This is a genomic window from Micromonospora sp. NPDC047644 (assembly GCF_040704315.1).
Lineage (GTDB): Bacteria > Actinomycetota > Actinomycetes > Mycobacteriales > Micromonosporaceae > Micromonospora.
In genome coordinates this window covers 299853-317404 of record NZ_JBEYSY010000005.1, presented here as the reverse complement: position 1 = coordinate 317404, position 17552 = coordinate 299853, and the positions used below count along the sequence as shown (strand labels likewise).

Below are 17552 nucleotides of genomic sequence, written 5' to 3'. Positions count from 1 at the left end.
CCCTGGACGAGGTCAGGCCGCGGCGAGCACTGGTGCGACAGTGTCGGGTGCCCAGCGCGAGCGGTGACACTGCGACCAGCCGCGACAACCCGGGTCACCCAGCGAGCAGAGCCGCAGCCTGCTGAGCACCTCGCCGTCCTCGGTGTCCCGCACGTCGAAGTGCACCGGACGGACCGTGCCGTCCGGAGCGACGAGCAGGTGCCGGCCCGCGTCGAGCGTGTCGTCGCGCAACAGGCAGTTGCGGCCCAGCAATCGGGCCAGTGCGGCGATGCTCGCGTGCTCGGAGAGCTGCTCGGGCACCCCGTAGCAGTCCACCACCGTCGCGAATTCGCCCGGCGCCTGCCAGACGTCACACACCACCGCGTACGCCGGCAGCCGCGCCGGGTCGGCCACCGCCAGCGGCATCACCACCCGACCAAGCGCCTCCGCCAACGCCGGGTAGACCTCCACGGGTTGAGCCCCGTCGATTCTCCAGTTCCACAGCTCGGTCATTCCGCCTCCTCGCTGCGTTCGTCCCCACCGGCCTCCGGATCGGGCCTTACCCACGATGGTGGGGGGCATTTGACCCCAGCCGGGGGCAAGTTACCGGTCTGTGACCATTCCGGGCAAAATTTCCCTGAGCGGCATTGCTCGGAGTAGCGGGAAGGTGACAGTTTATCGGGTATGGTGCGCCATCCGCACCACCGCCACCGCGTGTCCCGCAGCGGGTCGACCGCGTGTCCGGCGGGTCGACCGCCCCGGTCAGCGCAGGACGACCAGGTGGTCCCCGCGGGGCAGCAGCTCGCCCACCACCGGAGCGCCGGGCACCTCGCCGGCGACCAGCAGGCCGCCGGAGGTCTGCGCGTCGGCCAGCAGCAGCCGCTCCGCCTCGTCCGCCGCGCCGAAGTCGGTCCACCGGGTCACCCACTCCAGGTTGCGCCGGCTGCCGCCGCTGACGAACCCGTCGCGCAGTGCCTCCCGCGCGCCGGCCAGGTAGGGCACTCGGGCGGTGTCGATGGCCACCGTGACCTGGCTGGCCCGGGCCAGCTTCGAGGCGTGCCCGAGCAGCCCGAACCCGGTCACGTCGGTGCCGCACCGGATGCCGGCGGCGACCGCCGCACGGGCGGCCTCCCGGTTGAGCACGCTCATCGTGGCCACCGCCTCCGGGAAGCTCTCCCCCGTCGCCTTGTGCCGGGTGTTCAGCACACCCACCCCGAGCGGCTTGGTCAGCGACAACGGCACCCCGGCCCGGCCGGCGTCGAGAGTGATCAGCTCCTCCGGGCGAACCGTGCCGGTGACCGCGAGACCGTACTTCGGGCCGTCGTCGTCCACGCTGTGCCCGCCGGCCAGGTGACAGCCCGCCTCCCGCGCCACGTCCTGGCCGCCGCGCAGCACCTCACGAGCCAACTCCAGCGGCAGCACGTCGCGCGGCCAGCAGAGCAGGTTGAGCGCCACCAGCGGGGTGCCGCCCATCGCGTACACGTCGGAGAGCGCGTTGGCCGCAGCGATCCGACCCCAGTCGTACGCGTCGTCGACGACCGGGGTGAAGAAGTCGGCGGTGCTGACCACGCCGGTCCGCTCGTCCAGGCGCACCACCGCCGCGTCGTCGCCGTGGTCCAACCCGACCAGCAACTCGGCGGTGCCGGTTGCCGGGCCGAGACCGGCCACCATGATCTCCAGCTCGCCCGGCGGGATCTTGCAGGCGCAGCCACCGCCGCGGGCGTACTCGGTCAACCGTACGGGTTCGGTCATCCACCCATGATCGCGACAAGGCGCCACGATCGCCACCGCGACCACCCATCCGGTGACCAAAATCGGACGCCTGAGAACGATCGTGACCGGTGTTACCGCTCCGTGACCCGCTGGGTTGCGTTCTGCCACATCAGGCCGCCTACAGTGGCCGCACCGGGGGTCAACCGACCCCGATCCGGGAGACGACAGGGGACGGTGGACGACGTGACGACGGGCGAACCGCTCATCGTGCTGGACGCGGTCAACAAGTGGTTCGGGCCGCTGCACGTGCTGGACGACGTCTCACTGTCGGTGGGTCGGGGCGAGGTGGTCGTGGTGATCGGCCCGTCCGGCTCCGGCAAGTCGACGCTGTGCCGCACGATCAACCGACTGGAACCGATCAACTCGGGCACCATCACCTTCGACGGTCAGCCGCTGCCGGCCGAGGGCAAGCCCCTCGCGAAGCTGCGCAGCGAGGTGGGCATGGTCTTCCAGTCGTTCAACCTCTTCGCGCACAAGACCATCCTGGAGAACGTCACCCTCGGCCCGATCAAGGTCCGCAAGGAGAAGCCCTCCGCCGCCCGCGAGCGCGGCCTGGCCCTGCTCGACCGGGTCGGCATCGCCAACCAGGCGGATAAGTTCCCGGCCCAGCTCTCCGGCGGTCAGCAGCAGCGGGTGGCCATCGCCCGGGCGCTGGCCATGCAGCCCAAGGCGATGCTCTTCGACGAGCCGACCAGCGCCCTGGACCCGGAGATGGTCGGTGAGGTCCTCGACGTGATGACCTCGCTGGCCAGCGACGGCATGACGATGGTCGTGGTGACCCACGAGATGGGCTTCGCCCGGCACGCGGCGAACCGGGTCATCTTCATGGCTGACGGGCAACTGGTCGAGGACGCCCCACCGGCGGAGTTCTTCGCGAACCCGCGCAGCGAGCGGGCCCGAGACTTCCTCTCCAAGATCCTCACGCACTAGGCGTCCGTAGTGGAGCGCGCCGTACTCGGTGGGCTCCGTTGAAGAAGGAGAAGAGTATGCGTATCAAGCGCGTTGCGGCAGTCGCCGCGGTCGCCGCTCTGGCGCTCGGCCTCACCGCCTGTGGTGGCGACGACGGCGGGGAGGGCACCGGCGCGGGCAGCAAGTCCTTCGCCGCCGGCACCACCATGGAGAAGCTGAACAAGGCCCAGAAGATCAAGATCGGCACCAAGTTCGACCAGCCGGGCTTCGGCCTGAAGGGCCTCTCGGGCAAGCCGGAGGGCTTCGACGTCGAGATCGCCAAGATCATCGTCAAGGAGCTCGGCATCCCCGAGGACAAGATCGAGTGGGTCGAGGCCCCCTCCAAGGTCCGCGAGGACGTGATCGTCAACGGCACCGTCGACCTGGTCGCCGCGACCTACACGATCAACGACAAGCGCAAGGAGCGGATCGCCTTCGCAGGCCCGTACTACGAGGCCGGCCAGAACATCATGGTCAAGAAGGACGACACCAGCATCACCGGTCCGGACTCCTTCAAGGACGGCACCAAGAAGGTCTGCTCGGTCACCGGCTCCACGCCGTTCGAGGAGATCAAGAAGTACGTCAAGGACGTCGGCACCCAGCTGGTGCCCTTCGACACGTACGACAAGTGCCGCGACGCCCTCAAGAGCGGCCAGGTCGACGCCGTCACCACTGACAACGTGATCCTGCTCGGCTACATCGCCAAGGACGAGGCGTCGTTCAAGCTGGCCGGCAGCAACTTCACCAAGGAGCCGTACGGCATCGGGGTGAAGAAGGAGGACGCGGACTTCCGGAGCTTCATCAACGACACGCTGGACAAGGCGGTCGGCGACGGCAGCTGGAAGAAGGCCTGGGACGACACCGCCGGCAAGTTCGGCGCGGAACTGGGCTCGGCACCGACCGTCAACCGCTACTGATCTGATCCTTCGATCTGGAGGGTGGGGAGGAACACCGACCCGTGAACGTGCTCATCGACAAGTTCGACGTCTTTGCGGGTGGTTTCTGGCTCACCCTCCAGATCTGCATCCTCGCCGCGATCGGTGCCCTCGTCCTGGGCGCCATCGTGGCGGTGCTGCGCATCTCACCGGTGCCGCCGCTGCGCGCGCTCGGCACCGGCTACGTGAACGTCTTCCGCAACATGCCGCTGACCGTGGTGATGTTCTTCGCCGCGTTCGGCCTGCCGGCGCTCGGCTCCAACGCGGACTTCCTCCGCATCCCGGTGCTCGACTCGCTGTTCACCCGGCTCGGCACCGACCTTCCGTATTTTCGCTTCGCCCTGATCGCCCTGGTGCTCTACACCGCGGCGTTCGTCTGCGAGGCGTTACGGTCCGGGGTCAACGCGGTGCCCGCCGGCCAGGCGGAGGCGGCGCGGTCACTGGGCCTGACCTTCGGGCAGAACCTGCGCTACGTGGTGCTGCCGCAGTCCTGGAAGGCCTCGATCGTCCCGCTCGGTTCCGTGATCATCGCGATGATCAAGAATTCGGCGCTCGCCGGCTTCTTCGGGGTCGCTGGTGACCTGTCCGCCACGGCCGATCAGCTCACCGGAGCCGAGGGCTACGCCTTCGTCCCGGTCGCCATCGGCATCTCGATCGGCTACCTGATCATGACCGTGCCGCTCGGCGCTCTGCTGGACCGGATCGAGAAGCGACAGGCGGTGGCCCGATGAGTCAGCAGACCAGCGTCCTCTACGACGTCCCCGGCCCCCGGCAACGGCGGATCACCCTGATCAGCAGCATCGTCGCCGGCGTGGTCCTGCTCGTCGGGGCGTACCTCCTGATCTACCGGCCCCTGGACGAGAACGGCCAGCTCTCGATGGAGCTGTGGGGCCCGCTGATCGACCCCTCCAACGAGAACTTCTCCCAGGTGTGGGAGCGGATCGGCCTCGGTTTCAAGAACACCCTGCTCGCGGCGGCCCTGGCCATCGTGGCGTCACTGGTGGTCGGCACGCTGCTCGCCGTGCTGCGGATCCAGCTCAAGAGTCTGATCCGACGGCGCTTCACCGACGTGGCGACGCCGATGGCGTACCTGCTGCGCGGGCTGAGCAGGGTGCTGTCGGCGGTCACCCGGGTCTGCGTCGAGGTGTTCCGCGGCCTGCCCGTCGTGCTCACCATCTTCTTCGTGGCCCGCGGTTTCCCCGAGTTCGGCCTCTATCTCGACAACTTCTGGTACCTGGTCATCGGCCTCACCATCTACAACTCGGTGGTGATCGGCGAGATCCTCCGCTCCGGCATGGAGGGGCTGCCCGGCGGTCAGGCGGAAGCCGCCGCCGCCATCGGGCTCGCCCCGGGACAGACCACCCGGATGATCCTGCTGCCGCAGGCCTTCCGGGTCATGCTGCCGGCGCTGATCAGCCAGCTCGTCGTCGTGCTCAAGGACACCTCGCTGGGATTCATCATCAGCTACGAGGAGACCCTGAACATCGGCAAGCAGCTCATCGGCGTGCTGAGCAACCCGATCCAGGTCTACGTCGTGATCGCCGTGCTCTTCATCGTGGTGAACTACTCGCTGTCGAAGCTCGCCCAGTACGTCCAAACGCGGCTCGCCCGGGGCCGCAAGACCGCCGGCACCCCGGCACAGAACCCGCCCCCTGCGGCCCTGATGTCCCAGGCCGAGGGCGGTGGAGGCGGCATCGGAGGCGGCGGCGTCTGAGCCACCCACACCGACCAGAAGCCCGAAGGCCGCCCCGAGCAGTTCGGGGCGGCCTTCGATCATCTGCCAGTGCTTGTTCGGCGAGCGCCGCCGGCCTACTCAGCGGGCGATCTCGGTGACCCGGGACTCGCGGACCACCGTGACCCGGATCTGACCCGGGTAGGTCAGCTCCTCCTCGATCTGCTTGGCCACGTCGCGGGCCAGCACCGCCGCCCCGATGTCGTCCACGTCGTCCGGCTTGACCATCACCCGGATCTCACGACCGGCCTGCATGGCGAAGACCTTGTCCACGCCGAGCTTGCCGGCCGCGATCTCCTCGATCCGCTCCAGCCGCTTGACGTACGCCTCCAGGCTTTCCCGGCGCGCGCCCGGCCGACCACCGGAACAGGCGTCGGACGCCTGGGTGAGCACGGCCTCGATGGTCTGCGGCGGCACCTCGTTGTGGTGCGCCTCGATGGCGTGCACCACGTCCTCGTGCTCGCCGTACTTGCGGGCCAGGTCCGCGCCGATGATGGCGTGGCTGCCCTCCACCTCGTGGGTGAGCGCCTTGCCGATGTCGTGCAGGAACGCCGACCGTTTGATGATCGGCACGTCCAACCGCAGCTCGGCGGCCATGATGCCGGCGATGTGGGCGGTCTCGACCAGGTGCTTGAGCACGTTCTGCCCGTACGAGGTGCGGTAGCGCAGCCGACCGAGCAGGGTCACCAGCTCCGGGTGGATCTCGGTGATGCCGACTTCGACGAGGGCGTCCTCGGCGGCCCGGAGACAGAGCTGCTCCACCTCCTGCCGGGCCAGGTCGTAGACCTCCTCGATCCGGTGCGGGTGGATGCGTCCGTCCAGGACCAGCTTCTCCAGGGTCACCCGACCCACCTCGCGACGTACCGGGTCGAAGCAGGAGAGCAGCACCGCCTCGGGGGTGTCGTCGATGATCAGGTTGACGCCGGTCACCGACTCGAAGGCGCGGATGTTGCGCCCTTCCCGGCCGATGATCCGCCCCTTCATCTCGTCACCGGGGAGGTGCAGGACGCTGACCACGCTCTCCGCGGTCTGCTCGCTGGCGACCCGCTGGATCGCGTCCACCACGATGTGTCGGGCGCGCTGCTCGGCCGTGTTGCGCGCGTCGGACTCGATGTCCCGCACGAGCAGCGCCGCTTCCCGCTTGGCAGACGTCTCGATGGCGTCGACCAGTTCCAGTCGCGCCGAGTCGGCGGTGAGACCGGCGACCCGCTCCAGCTCCCGGCGGCGTAGCTCCTCCGACTCGGTCAGCTCGGCCTCGCGCTGGGCGAGCGCGGCCTCCCGGGCGGCGAGGGCGGCCTTCGCGGCGGTGAGCTGCCGTTCCCGCTCGGCGAACCGCTCCACCTCCTCGGTGTGCATCCGTTCCCGCTCGTCCATCCGAGCGGCCCGACGTTCCACCTCGGCGGCCTGCTCCCGGGTGGTGGCGGCGAGCACGGCGACCTCCCGTTCGCCGCTGCGCCGGGCTGCCGTCCGCAACTGTTCGGCGTCCGTCTCGGCCTGCTTGTGGGCGCGCTCCAGAACGGTGTCCGCCTCAGCCCGGGCGTCGTCGAGGACCCGCCGTGCCTCGGCACGGGCCGCCTTCGCCTCGGCCTTCGCCGCCGCCGCCTCGGTACGGGCCGCCGCCGCCGCCGACTTCGCCACGTCGATCGTGCTGTTCGCCTCGTCGGCCGCGGTGCGCAGGGCGGCCAGCGACTGCTCCTGGCGGTCCTTCTCGGCGATGAAGGCGGGATCCTCCGGCGCCGGCGCGGCGCCCATCCGGCGCAGTGTCCGGATGCCGACCAGCACGGCCCCGATCACCACCACCGCGAGGACGAGGACGGCCGCGAGGAGCACGACGTCGAACGCGTTCATGCCGGGACCCCGTCGGGTCTACCGCTGAACCTGTGCCGCCGCCCCGCCATGGCCGCCTCCCCTAACGTCGAGACCGCAGCGACTGTGCCGGGGGCACACTCCTGCGGCTGTGGACGCCCGACCGGAGCGGCTGGCCGTGGGTAGCTTTCTCCGCCGGCGGTGCCCAGGGGGCAGCGTCGGCGACCGGGTGCAGTTGTCGCAGCGTTCCGGACCGGCCTGTCCGGAACTGCCGCCAAAGGCCGCGGAGTCGGCCAAAGTGATGCTGTCTTGTTACGCGATCTATGTTGTGCGCTTAGCCTGCGCTGGTCGGGCAATGTGAGCCTGTATGGCGAGGCTAGGTCTCCAGGGGTGTTCTGGTCAAGGACTCATGATCAAACCCCCCGAACGGAGAGAAGTTGAACCGTCACCACGAGCTGATATTTCGCCGGACAGGAGGGGACAAACTCCGCGAGGCGTGCGCGGGCCTTGACGTGTTGGGCCTGCTCAGCGCCGTCCAGCCGGCTGTCGGACGCGGCCGACGACAAGCGAGGTGTGACGGAACCGTCTCACCAGACGTCAGCCGGCTCCGACCGCCACCGCCGCGACGACCAGTGCCGCGTTGCCCCCGGCGGGTGAGCCGTCCGGCAGGCACAGGGTGTCCTCGAGCCCGATTCGGGTGTCCAGACCCCGGCGCACCGCCTCGGCGAGGACCGGCCAGGTCGCCGGACCCTCGCCGTGCAGCAGCACCGACGGCGCGCCCGCCGGCAGCGCGGCGAGAATCCGGGAGGCGTCGGCCAACGCGACAGCCACGTCCTCGGCCATGCACTCGACCAGAACCCGTCCGGCCGGCACCCGCCACCGCCGGTACGCCGCGAGCGCGTCGAGCGTCCACAGCCCTGCCTCGACGAGCACACCACGCTCGTGCAGGGCGGCCGCGACCACCTCGGCACCGGGCTCGTGCGCGTTGACCGAGGCGAAGTCGGGCAGCACCGGCCAGGCCCGGACGGCGGCCACGCGGGCAGCCGGATCCGGCGAGATCCAGGCGCCGGTGCTCACCCCGACCGGCAGCCCCGGCCGAGCGGCACGGATCGCGGTCAGCGCGTCGGCGACCACCGCCGGCCTCAGCGACTCGGCACCGGCCTCGTCCCGGGGATGGACATGGACGGCCGCCACGCCGAGCGCCGCGCAGCGGGCCGCGTCGGCGGCCAGCTCCGCCGCCGTCAGCGGCACGGCCGGATGGGCCTCCCGGCCGTGCCCGCCGTTCAGACATGCCTTCAACATCGGGCCCGCACCTCCATCGGGAGTCGCAGCGGACCGCTCACTCGACCAGACGGTTGTCGCGCTCGAGCTCACCCTCGGCGTCGGCGAGCGCGTCAGCGTCGATCTGCTCGGCGAACTCGGCCGCCTCGGCGCTCTGCGCGGCGAGCGCGTCCTTCACCGCCCGGATGGCCACGCCGGGCGGATAGCCCTTGCGGGCCAGCATGCCGACCAGCCGCCGGAACACCGCGTCCGGCTCGCCTCGGGCGGTGCGCAGCTTGCGCTCCACCAGGCTACGGGCGGTGTCCGCCTCGGTCTCCTCGTCCAGCTCACCGAGCGCCTCGGTGGCCACCTCGCCATCCACGCCCTTGCGGCGCAGCTCGTTGGCGAGTGCCCGGCGAGCGAGGCCACGCCCGGTGTGCCGGCTGGACACCCAGGCCCGGGCGAACGCGGCGTCGTCGATGATGCCGACCTCGTCGTACCGGTCGAGCACCTCGGCCGAGACCTCCTCGGAGATGCCCCGCTTCGCCAACGCCCCGGCCAGCTCGGCCCGGGTGCGGGGCCGGACGGCAAGCTGGCGCAGACAGATCTCGCGGGCCACCTCGGACTCGTCGCGGGGTGGGGGCGCCGGCTCGTCCGCCGGCGATTCGGCCCGGCGGCCCCGACGGGGACGCGGTGGGTCAGCGGCGTCGCCCGTACGAGGCGGACTGGCATCCCAGCCCCGCCCCGTACGAGCGCGTCGTCCTGCCATCGGTCAGCGACCGGTCAGAAGTCGACCGGCGGCAGCTCCGGGCCACCGGCGGCGTCACCCGCGCCGACCCCGACGCCGAGCTTCTCCAGGATCTTCTTCTCGATCTCGGCGGCCACGTCCGGGTTCTCCTTCAGGAACTCCCGGGCCTTCTCCTTGCCCTGGCCGAGCTGGTCGCCGTCGTACGTGTACCACGCTCCGGACTTGCGGATGATCGCCTGCTCCACGCCGACGTCGATCAGCGAGCCCTCACGCGAGATGCCCTTGCCGTACATGATGTCGAACTCGGCCTGCTTGAACGGCGCGGCGACCTTGTTCTTCACGACCTTGACCCGGGTGCGGTTACCGACCACGTCGGTGCCGTCCTTGAGGCTCTCGATGCGTCGCACGTCGAGCCGGACCGAGGCGTAGAACTTCAGCGCCCGACCACCGGTGGTGGTCTCCGGGCTGCCGAACATGACACCGATCTTTTCCCGCAGCTGGTTGATGAAGATCGCCGTGGTGCCGGTGTTGCTAAGCACACCGGTGATCTTCCGGAGCGCCTGGCTCATCAGCCGGGCCTGGAGGCCCACGTGGCTGTCGCCCATCTCGCCCTCGATCTCGGCGCGCGGCACCAGGGCCGCCACCGAGTCGATCACGATGATGTCCAGAGCGCCGGAGCGGATCAGCATGTCCGCGATCTCCAGCGCCTGCTCGCCGGTGTCCGGCTGGGAAACCAGCATCGCGTCGGTGTCGACGCCGAGGGCCTTCGCGTACTCCGGGTCGAGCGCGTGCTCGGCGTCGATGAAGGCGGCGATGCCGCCGTTGCGCTGGGCGTTGGCCACCGAGTGCAGTGCCACAGTGGTCTTACCGCTGGACTCGGGACCGTAGATCTCGACCACCCGGCCACGGGGCAGGCCGCCGATGCCGAGGGCCACATCGAGCGCGATGGAGCCGGTCGGAATGATCGCGGTCTGGACGACCGGCCGGTCGCCCAGCCGCATCACCGAGCCCTTGCCGAACTGCTTGTCAATCTGAGCGAGAGCAAGGTCGAGTGCCTTCTCCCGGTCAGGCCCTGCTGCCATGGTTGCCACCCCTGCCTTCGCCGGCGTCTTTGCTGAGCTTCGCGTCACGCGGACACGCTAGGCGCTAGGTCCGACAGAAAACCAGCCGACGGGCCGCGAGCTGTGGACGAGCACCCCGCTGTGGACAATAGCCGAACAGGTGTACGACTCGACAAGTGACACGCGGAACCGGCAAAAAGGCTGCTCAGCGTAGTCGCGCGGGCACTCGGTCGGGGTACGCGGCACAAACCGCCCGCCACACCACGTGCGTCTGCTCCCCCGATGCCAGGGCCTGCTCGATGGTCCGCCCGCCGAGCTGGGACAGCACCTGATCGCGGGCGAGGCTGGCCGCGTAGCCGGGCCCGAACGCCTCGTCCAGCCGCGTCCAGAAGTCGGTCAGCCGCACAGTGATCAGCCCTCCTCGTCCGGTGCCCCGGTCGGCACCGGGCGCAACGCTAGCGCCACCAGGGGCGCCACCGCGACCGCCGCGAGCAGGGTGAGCACGGGATAACCGGCGAACTGCATGACAAACCCGCTGAGCACGGCGGCCCCGGCCCCGGCCAACCCCATGATCAGGTCGGACAGCCCCTGGACGCTCGGCCGCACCGCCGCCGCCACCGACTCGGACAGCAGGGTCGAGCCGGCCACCATCGTTCCCGACCAGCCCAACCCGAGCAGAACCAGACCGACCGAGAGCCGAGGCGTGTGGTGCCCGGCGGTGCCGGCCACCGCGCAGGCCGCCAGCAGCAGCACGACCCCACCGAGGATCACCGCCCGTCGACCGAGCCGGTCGGTGAGCCAACCCACCACCGGGGAGAACGCGTACATGCCGGCGATGTGCAGGCTCAGCACGATCCCGACCAGCCGCAACACGTCGGCGTCGGCATGCGACTCACCGAGCCGGACCGGAGTCATCGCCATCACCGCCACCATCACCAGGTGACCCACCGCCACGGCGGCGATGCCGAGTCGGGCGGCGGGCTGTCCGCGTACCACCGACCAGGCCGCACGCATCCCGGCGCCGCGCGGCACGCGCGCCTTGACCGGCGCGGCGGCCGGCATCGCGCCGCCACCCGCCGCCGGCGCCTCGGCCGCCACAGCGGTCGCCGTCGCGTCGGCGGCCGGTGGCAGGTCGGTGGTCGGTGCGTCGGCCGCCGCGAGCCGCCGCGCCGTGAGCAGCGGGTCGGGCCGGAGCAACCCGAGGAGTACGACGGCAGCCAGCACGAAAGCGGCCGCGCTGAACGCGAACGGGCCGGCCAACGGGGGCAACCCCCACCCGGTGGTGACGCGATCGGCCAGCGCGGCGAAGTTCGGCGCGGCCACCGCACCGATGGTGGTGGCCCAGACGATCAGGGAGAGCTGCCGCCCCCGGCGGACCGGCTCGGCGAGGTCCACGGCCGTGTAGCGGGCCTGGAGGTTCGCCGCGGTGCCCCCGCCGAAGAGCAGCATGCCGAGGAAGAGCAGCGGCACCCAGCGGGTGGCAGCGGCCAGCACCACCAGCAGGCCGCCGACGGCACCGACCGAGTACGCCAGCACCAGGCCCGGCCGGCGGCCGTGCCGCGCCATGATCCGGGTGACCGGGACGGCGAGCAGCGCGGCACCGACCACCCCGGCGCTCTGCGCGACACCGGCCACCGCCGTCCCGGCGATCCGTGCCGCGAGCAGCGCGCCCACGGCGATGCCGATGGTCACGCCGATCCCGCCGATGATCTGGGTGGTGAAGAGCAGCCGCAGGGTACGGCGCTGGATGGACGCCACGTCGGGTCGGGCGACGGTACGCGGCGCGGTCAGGTCGGTCGCCATCGACGCTCCTGTCGGAAGGGGTGGCTCATCTTCGCGCACCCACATCTACCAGCGGCAGTGGATGTCGCCGCAACGGGGTCGCGACCGGCGCGCCCCCACGCCTATGGTGCCCGGGTGAGCGATGCCGGGATGGTGGTGGTCGAGCGGTTCAACGCGGCGTGGCACCGGGGCGACCTGGCCGCGGTGTCGGCCTGCCTCGCCGGGGACGTGAGCTACAGCCCGAGCGCCTGGGACGGGCCGGCGGTCACCCTGCGCGGCCGGGATGCCGTGTGCCGCGCCTTCGCCGACCAGCTCGGCCCCGGGCCGGCCCTCGAAGCGGTCCGCTCGGCCGGCGATCGGGTCTGGTGCGAGTGGAGCTGGCCGCCGGCGGAGGACGGGACCGTGCTCCGCGGAGTCGATCTCTATCTGGTGCGCGGTGGCCTGATCGCCGCCAAGGACGTGTTCAGCAAGATCACGGCGGGCGGCTGAGCCGCTCTACCCGCACGATCCTGGTGTCTCCGGTGGGTTGGGCGCGGCCAGCAGGGATGCCAGCCGACGGATCCGGGTCAGGGTACGTACGGCGACGGCCACACTGACGGCGGCGACCACACCGAAGATCACCGCGAAGCCCTCGTTGTCGGCGGCGAGCAGAGCGAGCAGGACCAGCCCGAGGCAGATGCCCAGGATGGCCAGCAGCGCCGCCCAGGTGGCCCGCCGCTGCTCGGCCAGATAACCGGGGAGCGCGGCCCGGGTGGCCTCGTCCGGCTGCCGGTTGTCGCCTGGGCCCGCCGCAGGCCGGCCAGGGGCTTTGACACAGTCCCTAGCCGGGCAGGGCGCGGGTGACGACGGTGAGGTCGGCGACCAGCCCCTCGTACGCCTTGTCCTGGTCGTCGGCCCGCAGGACGGCGGACGGGTGGATGGTGGCCAGCAACCGAGCCGGTGGCGCGTCGGCCCGCTTTCCGGCGTTGTCCACCGGCACCTGCTCGAAGTCCGCGGGGTGCTGGGCCGACTCCGGCCAGGGCAGCAGCTCGCCCCGCTGCCGGGTGACCCGGAAGGACGGGCCCAGCAGCGCCTTGGCGGCGGTCGCGCCGAGCACCACCACGACCTCCGGACGCAGCCGGGCGAACTCGGCGACCAACCAGGGGCGGCAGGCGGTGATGTGCGTCTGGTCCGGGGTCTGGTGGATCCGCCGCTTGCCGCGCAGCTCAAAACGAAAATGCTTTACGGCATTTGTCAAGTAAAGGTGACCCGGGTCCAGCCCGGCGTCGTCGACCGCGCGGCGCAGCAGGCGACCGGCCGGGCCGACGAAGGGCAGCCCCTTCTGGTCCTCCATGTCGCCGGGCTGCTCGCCGACGAGCACCACGCGGGCGCTCTCGTCGCCCCGGCCGAAGACCGTCTGCGAGGCGTCCCGGTACAGCTCGCAGCCCCGACAGCCGCCCGCGGCGGTGCGCAGGTCGTCAATGGTGTCGGCGTCGGGCGGGATGAACCGCTGGGCGCCCGGAGCGCTCCCGGTCTGCTCGGCCATGCCGACTGTTATATACCCGTTCGATGCTCACCGCCGGAAACGCCCCCGGCGTCCCGGCCCCAACGCGTCAGTACCCGTTCCCGCCGCCGTCGCCGCCGGACGCGATCGCGATCAGCACGATCACGATGATGATGATCGCCACCGCGATGGCGATCCAGATCCCCTTACGAGCCCCACCAGAAGCCATGTCCCCCACCTCCGGGCGCCCGCATACCCGTCCCCGCCGTCCCGAATCCCCGCGATCTTGCACTTTCTGTGCAGACCAATGCCCACACGCCGGACATTTCGACAACAGAAACTGCAAGATCGCGGGGGCGGGGTGGGGTGGGGCGGGGGCGGGGCGGGCGGGGCGGGGGCGGGGTTGTCAGGTGGGGAAGCCCTTGGTGGGGGGTGGGTTTTCGGCGTGGGCCAGGGCGGCGGCCAGCGGGGCCAGGTCGGCAGCGTCCAGGGAGCTGACGGTGATGCGCAGGGCCGGCGGGGCGGCGATCCGGTAGAGCGCGCCGGGGGCCACCGCCCAGCCGGCGTCGCGGAGCGCTGTCACGGTGCTGGTCTCGTCCGCGACCGGCAACCAGACGTTGATGCCGCTGCGGCCGTGTGCGGTCAGGCCGTGTTCGGCCAGCGCGGCGAGCAGCCCTTCGCGGCGCTGCTCGTAGCTCTGCGCCGCCCGCCGCACCAACTCGGTGACCGCCGGGTCCCGCCAGAGAGCGAGCACCAGACGTTGCAGCACGGTGGAGACCCAGCCGGCACCGACCCGGGTACGGCCGCTCACCCGGGCCACGGTCGTCTCGTCGCCGACCAGCACCGCCAGCCGCAGGTCCGGGCCGAAGGGCTTGCTCACCGAGCGGAGGAAGGCCCAACTCGCCGTCGCACCGGCGAGCGGATGCAAGGGTACGAAGGCCAGTTCGGCCGCGTGGTCGTCCTCGATCACCAACAGGTCCCGTCGGCCGGCGAGTAGCGTCCGCAGCGCCTCGGCGCGGGCCGCGGAGACGGCGGCACCGGTCGGATTCTGTGCCCGGCTGGTGACGATCAGCGCCCGCGCTCCGGCGGCGAGTGCCGCGGCCACCCCGGCGACCAACGGCCCCTCGTCGTCCACCGGTACGCCGATCGGGCGCAGGCCCAGCGCGGCGACGAGGTCGAGCAGGTTGGCCCAGCCCGGGTCCTCGACCGCCACCGCGTCGCCGGGACGCAGGTGGGCGCCGAGCAACCGCTCGATGCCGTCCAGCGCACCGCCGGTGAGGGTCAACTCCCCGGCCGGTACACCATCGGCGCGCAGCCGGGCGCGGGCCGCCTCGGCCAGTTCGGGCAGGACTCCGGCATCGGAGTAGCCGACCGTCGGGCCGTTCTCGGTGGCGAGCGCCGCCAGGTGCGGGCCCAGCGGCGGCAGCAGACGGGGGTCAGGTTCCCCGCGGGACAGGTCTCGGACGCCGGGCAGCGGTGGGGTGCGCAGTGCGGAGCGACGGGCGGCCACCGGCGGGCGGGGACGCACCCGGGTGCCGTGCCGACCAGCGGTGGCCAGCAGGCCGCGCTGGCGTAGCTCCTGGTAGGCGCGGGCGACGGTGGCCGGACTGACCCCCAACTCGGTGGCGAGCGCCCGCACGGGCGGCAGGGCGGCTCCCGGCGACAGGGCGCCGGCCCGGATGCCCGACTCGATGCTGGCCGAAATCTCGACGGCTGCCGTACCGGTGAACTGATACTGTGCTGACACAAATAAGGGATTGTACTAGAACAAAGGGGCGAGCGCATGTATCCACCCACCGCCCGGACCACACCTCACCGCTCCCGCGACAAGATGAGCTACGACCAAGCCGCTGCCCACGCCGTGCTCGACGAGGCGTACGACTGCGCGCTCAGCTTCACCGTCGACGGCCAACCACGGGTGCTGCCCACCCTGCACGTCCGCATCGGCGACACGCTCTACCTGCACGGCTCCACCGGCAGTCGGCCGCTGCTCGCCGCCCGGGGCGACGACGGGTTGCCGGTCTGCGTCGCGGTGACGATTCTCGACGGGCTGATCTACGCCCGCTCCCAGTTCCACCACAGCGCCAACTACCGCTCGGTCGTCGCGCACGGCACGGCCCGACTGGTCACCGACGAGCGGGAGAAGCTGGCCATGCTCACCGCGCTGGTCGAGAAGGTCGGCGCCGGACGCAGCACCGCCACTCGTCCGCCCAGCCGCCGCGAGTTGGCCGAGACCGCCGTACTGGCGCTGCCGCTGCGCGAGGTGTCCGTCCGGGCCCGCACCGGCGGGGTCCGCGAGGACGAGGCCGACCTGGACCTGCCGCACTGGGCCGGCGTACTGCCGCTGCGACTGACCGCCGGGGCGCCCGAGCCGGACGCCGGCGTCACCACGCCGCTGCCGGCGTACCTGCGCACGCCCCGCACGCCCTGGCACGACCCGGTGCCGCTGCACGGCGAACACGTTCGGCTGGAGCCGCTGGAGCTGGCGCAGGCCGACGAGCTGCACGCCGCCACCACCGACGCCGACGTCTGGCGGCACCTCAGCGTCCCGCCGCCCACCACCCCCGCCGAAACCGCCGAGGTGATCGGCACCGCCCTGGCCGCTCAGCACCGGGGCGAGCGGGTGGCCTGGGTGCAACGGTGCGCGGCAACCGGCGCGGTGGTGGGCAGCACCTCGTACTACGAGATCGACCCGCAGCGGCGGGCGGTGGCGATCGGGCACACCTTCCTCGGCCGGCCCTGGTGGCGTACCGGAATCAACACCGAGGCGAAGCTGCTGCTGCTGCGCCGGGCCTTCGACGACCTGGGCGCGGTACGGGTCACCTGGCACACCGACATCCGCAACGTTCGCTCGCAGACGGCCATCGAACGGCTCGGCGCGACCCGCGAGGGAGTGCTGCGGATGCACCGGCAACGCCCGGACGGCTCCTGGCGCGACACCGTGCAGTACGCGATGACCGTCGACGAGTGGCCGAAGGCACAAGCCAGGCTGCGAGAAAGACTTCTGCGAACGGCACCGGTGGCGTGATGATGGCGGGCGTGCTGGGGATCACCGACATCTGGACGTACGTGCTGGGCACCGTGGCCATCATCCTGCTGCCCGGGCCGAACTCACTCTTCGTGCTTTCCACCGCGGCCAAACGGGGCGTCGCGGTCGGCTACCGGGCCGCCGCCGGAGTGTTCGTCGGCGACGGGGTGCTGATGTTCCTCTCCGCCGCCGGGGTGGCGTCGCTGCTCAAGGCGTACCCGCCGCTGTTCTTGGTGATCAAGTACGCCGGCGCCGCGTACCTCGGTTATGTCGGGGTGACCATGTTGCTCGGCGCGGTACGGCGCTGGCGCGACCGCAACGACCCGAGTACGCCGCGGCTCATCGACGCCGCGGAGCCGGCGGCGATGCGTAGCCCGTTCCGCAAGGCGCTGGTGATCAGCCTGCTGAACCCGAAGGCGATCCTGTTCTTCATCTCGTTCTTCATCCAGTTCGTCGACCCCGGTTACGCGTGGCCGGCGCTGTCGTTCCTGCTGCTCGGGCTGATCGCGCAGGTGACCAGCGCGCTCTACCTGACCGCGTTGATCTTCGCGGGCACCTTCCTGGCCGCCCAGTTCCGCCAACGACGCCGCCTGGCGGCCGGTGGCACCACCGCCGTGGCAGCCCTGTTCCTGGCCTTCAGCCTCAAGCTGGCCACCGCCACCGCCGGCTAACCCCCGCGCCCCGCCCGCGCACCTCGCCCGCTCCCGCCCGCGCACCTCGCCCGCTCGCCCGCCCGCCCGCCCGCTCGCCCGCTCGCCCGCTCGCCCGCTCCCGCCCGCGATCTTGCACTTTCGGTTGTCGAATTGCGCGCTCTGAACCGATTTGTCGGCACAGAAAGTGCAAGATCGCGGAGGTCAGCGACGTCGCGCCCTCCGAAAGCCGTCGATCATGGAGTTGTGGCGCCTCATCAAAGGCGCGAAACGGGATGTTCATCCCACCACGACTCCATGATCGACGGGCGGGAGGGCGGCGCAGGCGCGAGGGCGGCCCGGGGCGGGGCGGAGGGCACGAGGCGGG

General features: G+C 71.3%; 18 protein-coding genes. 7 read left to right on the top strand and 11 right to left on the bottom strand.

Features of this window, described 5'->3' with window-relative positions; all coding sequences use genetic code 11:
* Window positions 1–12 precede the first annotated feature (12 nt).
* Complete coding sequence (locus AB0877_RS10925) at window positions 13–492, bottom strand: hypothetical protein (protein ID WP_355009925.1); 480 nt, start codon at window positions 490–492, stop codon at window positions 13–15.
* A gap of 249 nt (window positions 493–741) precedes the next feature.
* On the bottom strand, window positions 742–1731 hold the full coding sequence (gene selD, locus AB0877_RS10920) for a selenide, water dikinase SelD (RefSeq protein ID WP_366608377.1): 990 nt from the start codon (window positions 1729–1731) through the stop codon (window positions 742–744).
* A gap of 195 nt (window positions 1732–1926) precedes the next feature.
* Here selD and AB0877_RS10915 point away from each other — a divergent pair, with 195 nt between their 5' ends.
* From AB0877_RS10915 to AB0877_RS10900, 4 genes are read left to right on the top strand one after another with little or no spacing between them, the layout of a single operon-like run.
* Window positions 1927–2682 (top strand): amino acid ABC transporter ATP-binding protein, encoded by a 756-nt coding sequence (locus AB0877_RS10915; protein ID WP_366608376.1) that lies wholly within the window; start codon window positions 1927–1929, stop codon window positions 2680–2682.
* A 56-nt stretch (window positions 2683–2738) separates the two neighbouring features.
* On the top strand, window positions 2739–3617 hold the full coding sequence (locus AB0877_RS10910) for a glutamate ABC transporter substrate-binding protein (RefSeq protein ID WP_366608375.1): 879 nt from the start codon (window positions 2739–2741) through the stop codon (window positions 3615–3617).
* A 41-nt stretch (window positions 3618–3658) separates the two neighbouring features.
* A complete protein-coding gene (locus tag AB0877_RS10905; RefSeq protein WP_112586661.1) occupies window positions 3659–4366 on the top strand; it encodes an amino acid ABC transporter permease in 708 nt (235 codons plus the stop codon).
* The gene (locus AB0877_RS10900; RefSeq protein ID WP_366608374.1) at window positions 4363–5349 is read left to right on the top strand and encodes an amino acid ABC transporter permease; all 987 of its coding nucleotides are present in this window, start codon (window positions 4363–4365) and stop codon (window positions 5347–5349) included. The genes AB0877_RS10905 and AB0877_RS10900 overlap by 4 nt, the downstream gene beginning before the upstream one ends.
* Before the next feature lie 99 nt (window positions 5350–5448).
* Here AB0877_RS10900 and rny read toward each other — a convergent pair whose 3' ends face one another.
* From rny to AB0877_RS10870, 6 genes are all read right to left on the bottom strand, one after another.
* Window positions 5449–7215 (bottom strand): ribonuclease Y, encoded by a 1767-nt coding sequence (gene rny, locus AB0877_RS10895; RefSeq protein WP_366608373.1) that lies wholly within the window; start codon window positions 7213–7215, stop codon window positions 5449–5451.
* A gap of 555 nt (window positions 7216–7770) precedes the next feature.
* Complete coding sequence (locus tag AB0877_RS10890; RefSeq protein WP_366608372.1) at window positions 7771–8475, bottom strand: 3-keto-5-aminohexanoate cleavage protein; 705 nt, start codon at window positions 8473–8475, stop codon at window positions 7771–7773.
* Between the two features lie 37 nt (window positions 8476–8512).
* Window positions 8513–9202: a regulatory protein RecX gene (locus tag AB0877_RS10885; RefSeq protein ID WP_366608371.1), complete on the bottom strand. Its 690-nt coding sequence runs from the start codon at window positions 9200–9202 to the stop codon at window positions 8513–8515.
* A 14-nt stretch (window positions 9203–9216) separates the two neighbouring features.
* Window positions 9217–10263 carry a recombinase RecA gene (gene recA / locus AB0877_RS10880; protein ID WP_366608370.1) on the bottom strand — a complete coding sequence of 349 codons (1047 nt, stop codon included), beginning with the start codon at window positions 10261–10263 and terminating at the stop codon, window positions 9217–9219.
* A gap of 184 nt (window positions 10264–10447) precedes the next feature.
* Complete coding sequence (locus tag AB0877_RS10875; protein ID WP_366608369.1) at window positions 10448–10648, bottom strand: DUF3046 domain-containing protein; 201 nt, start codon at window positions 10646–10648, stop codon at window positions 10448–10450.
* A 5-nt stretch (window positions 10649–10653) separates the two neighbouring features.
* Complete coding sequence (locus AB0877_RS10870; RefSeq protein WP_366608368.1) at window positions 10654–12045, bottom strand: MFS transporter; 1392 nt, start codon at window positions 12043–12045, stop codon at window positions 10654–10656.
* A 114-nt stretch (window positions 12046–12159) separates the two neighbouring features.
* Between AB0877_RS10870 and AB0877_RS10865 the strand changes: the two genes are divergently transcribed.
* Window positions 12160–12513: a nuclear transport factor 2 family protein gene (locus AB0877_RS10865; protein ID WP_366608367.1), complete on the top strand. Its 354-nt coding sequence runs from the start codon at window positions 12160–12162 to the stop codon at window positions 12511–12513.
* Between the two features lie 6 nt (window positions 12514–12519).
* Here the strand turns inward: AB0877_RS10865 and AB0877_RS10860 are convergent, their stop codons facing one another.
* The 3 genes from AB0877_RS10860 to AB0877_RS10850 form a co-directional block, all read right to left on the bottom strand.
* Window positions 12520–12645, bottom strand: coding sequence for a hypothetical protein (locus tag AB0877_RS10860; RefSeq protein ID WP_366608366.1), 126 nt, complete (start codon window positions 12643–12645; stop codon window positions 12520–12522).
* Window positions 12646–12844: 199 nt separating this feature from the next.
* Window positions 12845–13549 (bottom strand): UdgX family uracil-DNA binding protein, encoded by a 705-nt coding sequence (locus tag AB0877_RS10855; RefSeq protein ID WP_366608365.1) that lies wholly within the window; start codon window positions 13547–13549, stop codon window positions 12845–12847.
* 364 nt (window positions 13550–13913) lie between these two features.
* Window positions 13914–15254: an aminotransferase class I/II-fold pyridoxal phosphate-dependent enzyme gene (locus AB0877_RS10850; protein ID WP_366608364.1), complete on the bottom strand. Its 1341-nt coding sequence runs from the start codon at window positions 15252–15254 to the stop codon at window positions 13914–13916.
* Between the two features lie 36 nt (window positions 15255–15290).
* Between AB0877_RS10850 and AB0877_RS10845 the strand changes: the two genes are divergently transcribed.
* Complete coding sequence (locus AB0877_RS10845) at window positions 15291–16535, top strand: bifunctional pyridoxamine 5'-phosphate oxidase family protein/GNAT family N-acetyltransferase (protein ID WP_366608363.1); 1245 nt, start codon at window positions 15291–15293, stop codon at window positions 16533–16535.
* Window positions 16535–17206, top strand: coding sequence for a leucine efflux protein LeuE (gene leuE, locus AB0877_RS10840; RefSeq protein ID WP_366608362.1), 672 nt, complete (start codon window positions 16535–16537; stop codon window positions 17204–17206). The genes AB0877_RS10845 and leuE overlap by 1 nt, the downstream gene beginning before the upstream one ends.
* Window positions 17207–17552 lie beyond the last annotated feature (346 nt).

Coding starts and splice junctions, on each gene's coding strand:
- AB0877_RS10925 (WP_355009925.1), bottom strand. CDS start 492: ATGACCGAGCTGTGGAACTGGAGAATCGACGGGGCTCAACCCGTGGAG.
- selD (WP_366608377.1), bottom strand. CDS start 1,731: ATGACCGAACCCGTACGGTTGACCGAGTACGCCCGCGGCGGTGGCTGC.
- AB0877_RS10910 (WP_366608375.1), top strand. CDS start 2,739: ATGCGTATCAAGCGCGTTGCGGCAGTCGCCGCGGTCGCCGCTCTGGCG.
- AB0877_RS10900 (WP_366608374.1), top strand. CDS start 4,363: ATGAGTCAGCAGACCAGCGTCCTCTACGACGTCCCCGGCCCCCGGCAA.
- rny (WP_366608373.1), bottom strand. CDS start 7,215: ATGAACGCGTTCGACGTCGTGCTCCTCGCGGCCGTCCTCGTCCTCGCG.
- AB0877_RS10890 (WP_366608372.1), bottom strand. CDS start 8,475: ATGTTGAAGGCATGTCTGAACGGCGGGCACGGCCGGGAGGCCCATCCG.
- AB0877_RS10885 (WP_366608371.1), bottom strand. CDS start 9,202: ATGGCAGGACGACGCGCTCGTACGGGGCGGGGCTGGGATGCCAGTCCG.
- recA (WP_366608370.1), bottom strand. CDS start 10,263: ATGGCAGCAGGGCCTGACCGGGAGAAGGCACTCGACCTTGCTCTCGCT.
- AB0877_RS10870 (WP_366608368.1), bottom strand. CDS start 12,045: ATGGCGACCGACCTGACCGCGCCGCGTACCGTCGCCCGACCCGACGTG.
- AB0877_RS10855 (WP_366608365.1), bottom strand. CDS start 13,549: ATGGCCGAGCAGACCGGGAGCGCTCCGGGCGCCCAGCGGTTCATCCCG.
- AB0877_RS10845 (WP_366608363.1), top strand. CDS start 15,291: ATGTATCCACCCACCGCCCGGACCACACCTCACCGCTCCCGCGACAAG.
- leuE (WP_366608362.1), top strand. CDS start 16,535: ATGATGGCGGGCGTGCTGGGGATCACCGACATCTGGACGTACGTGCTG.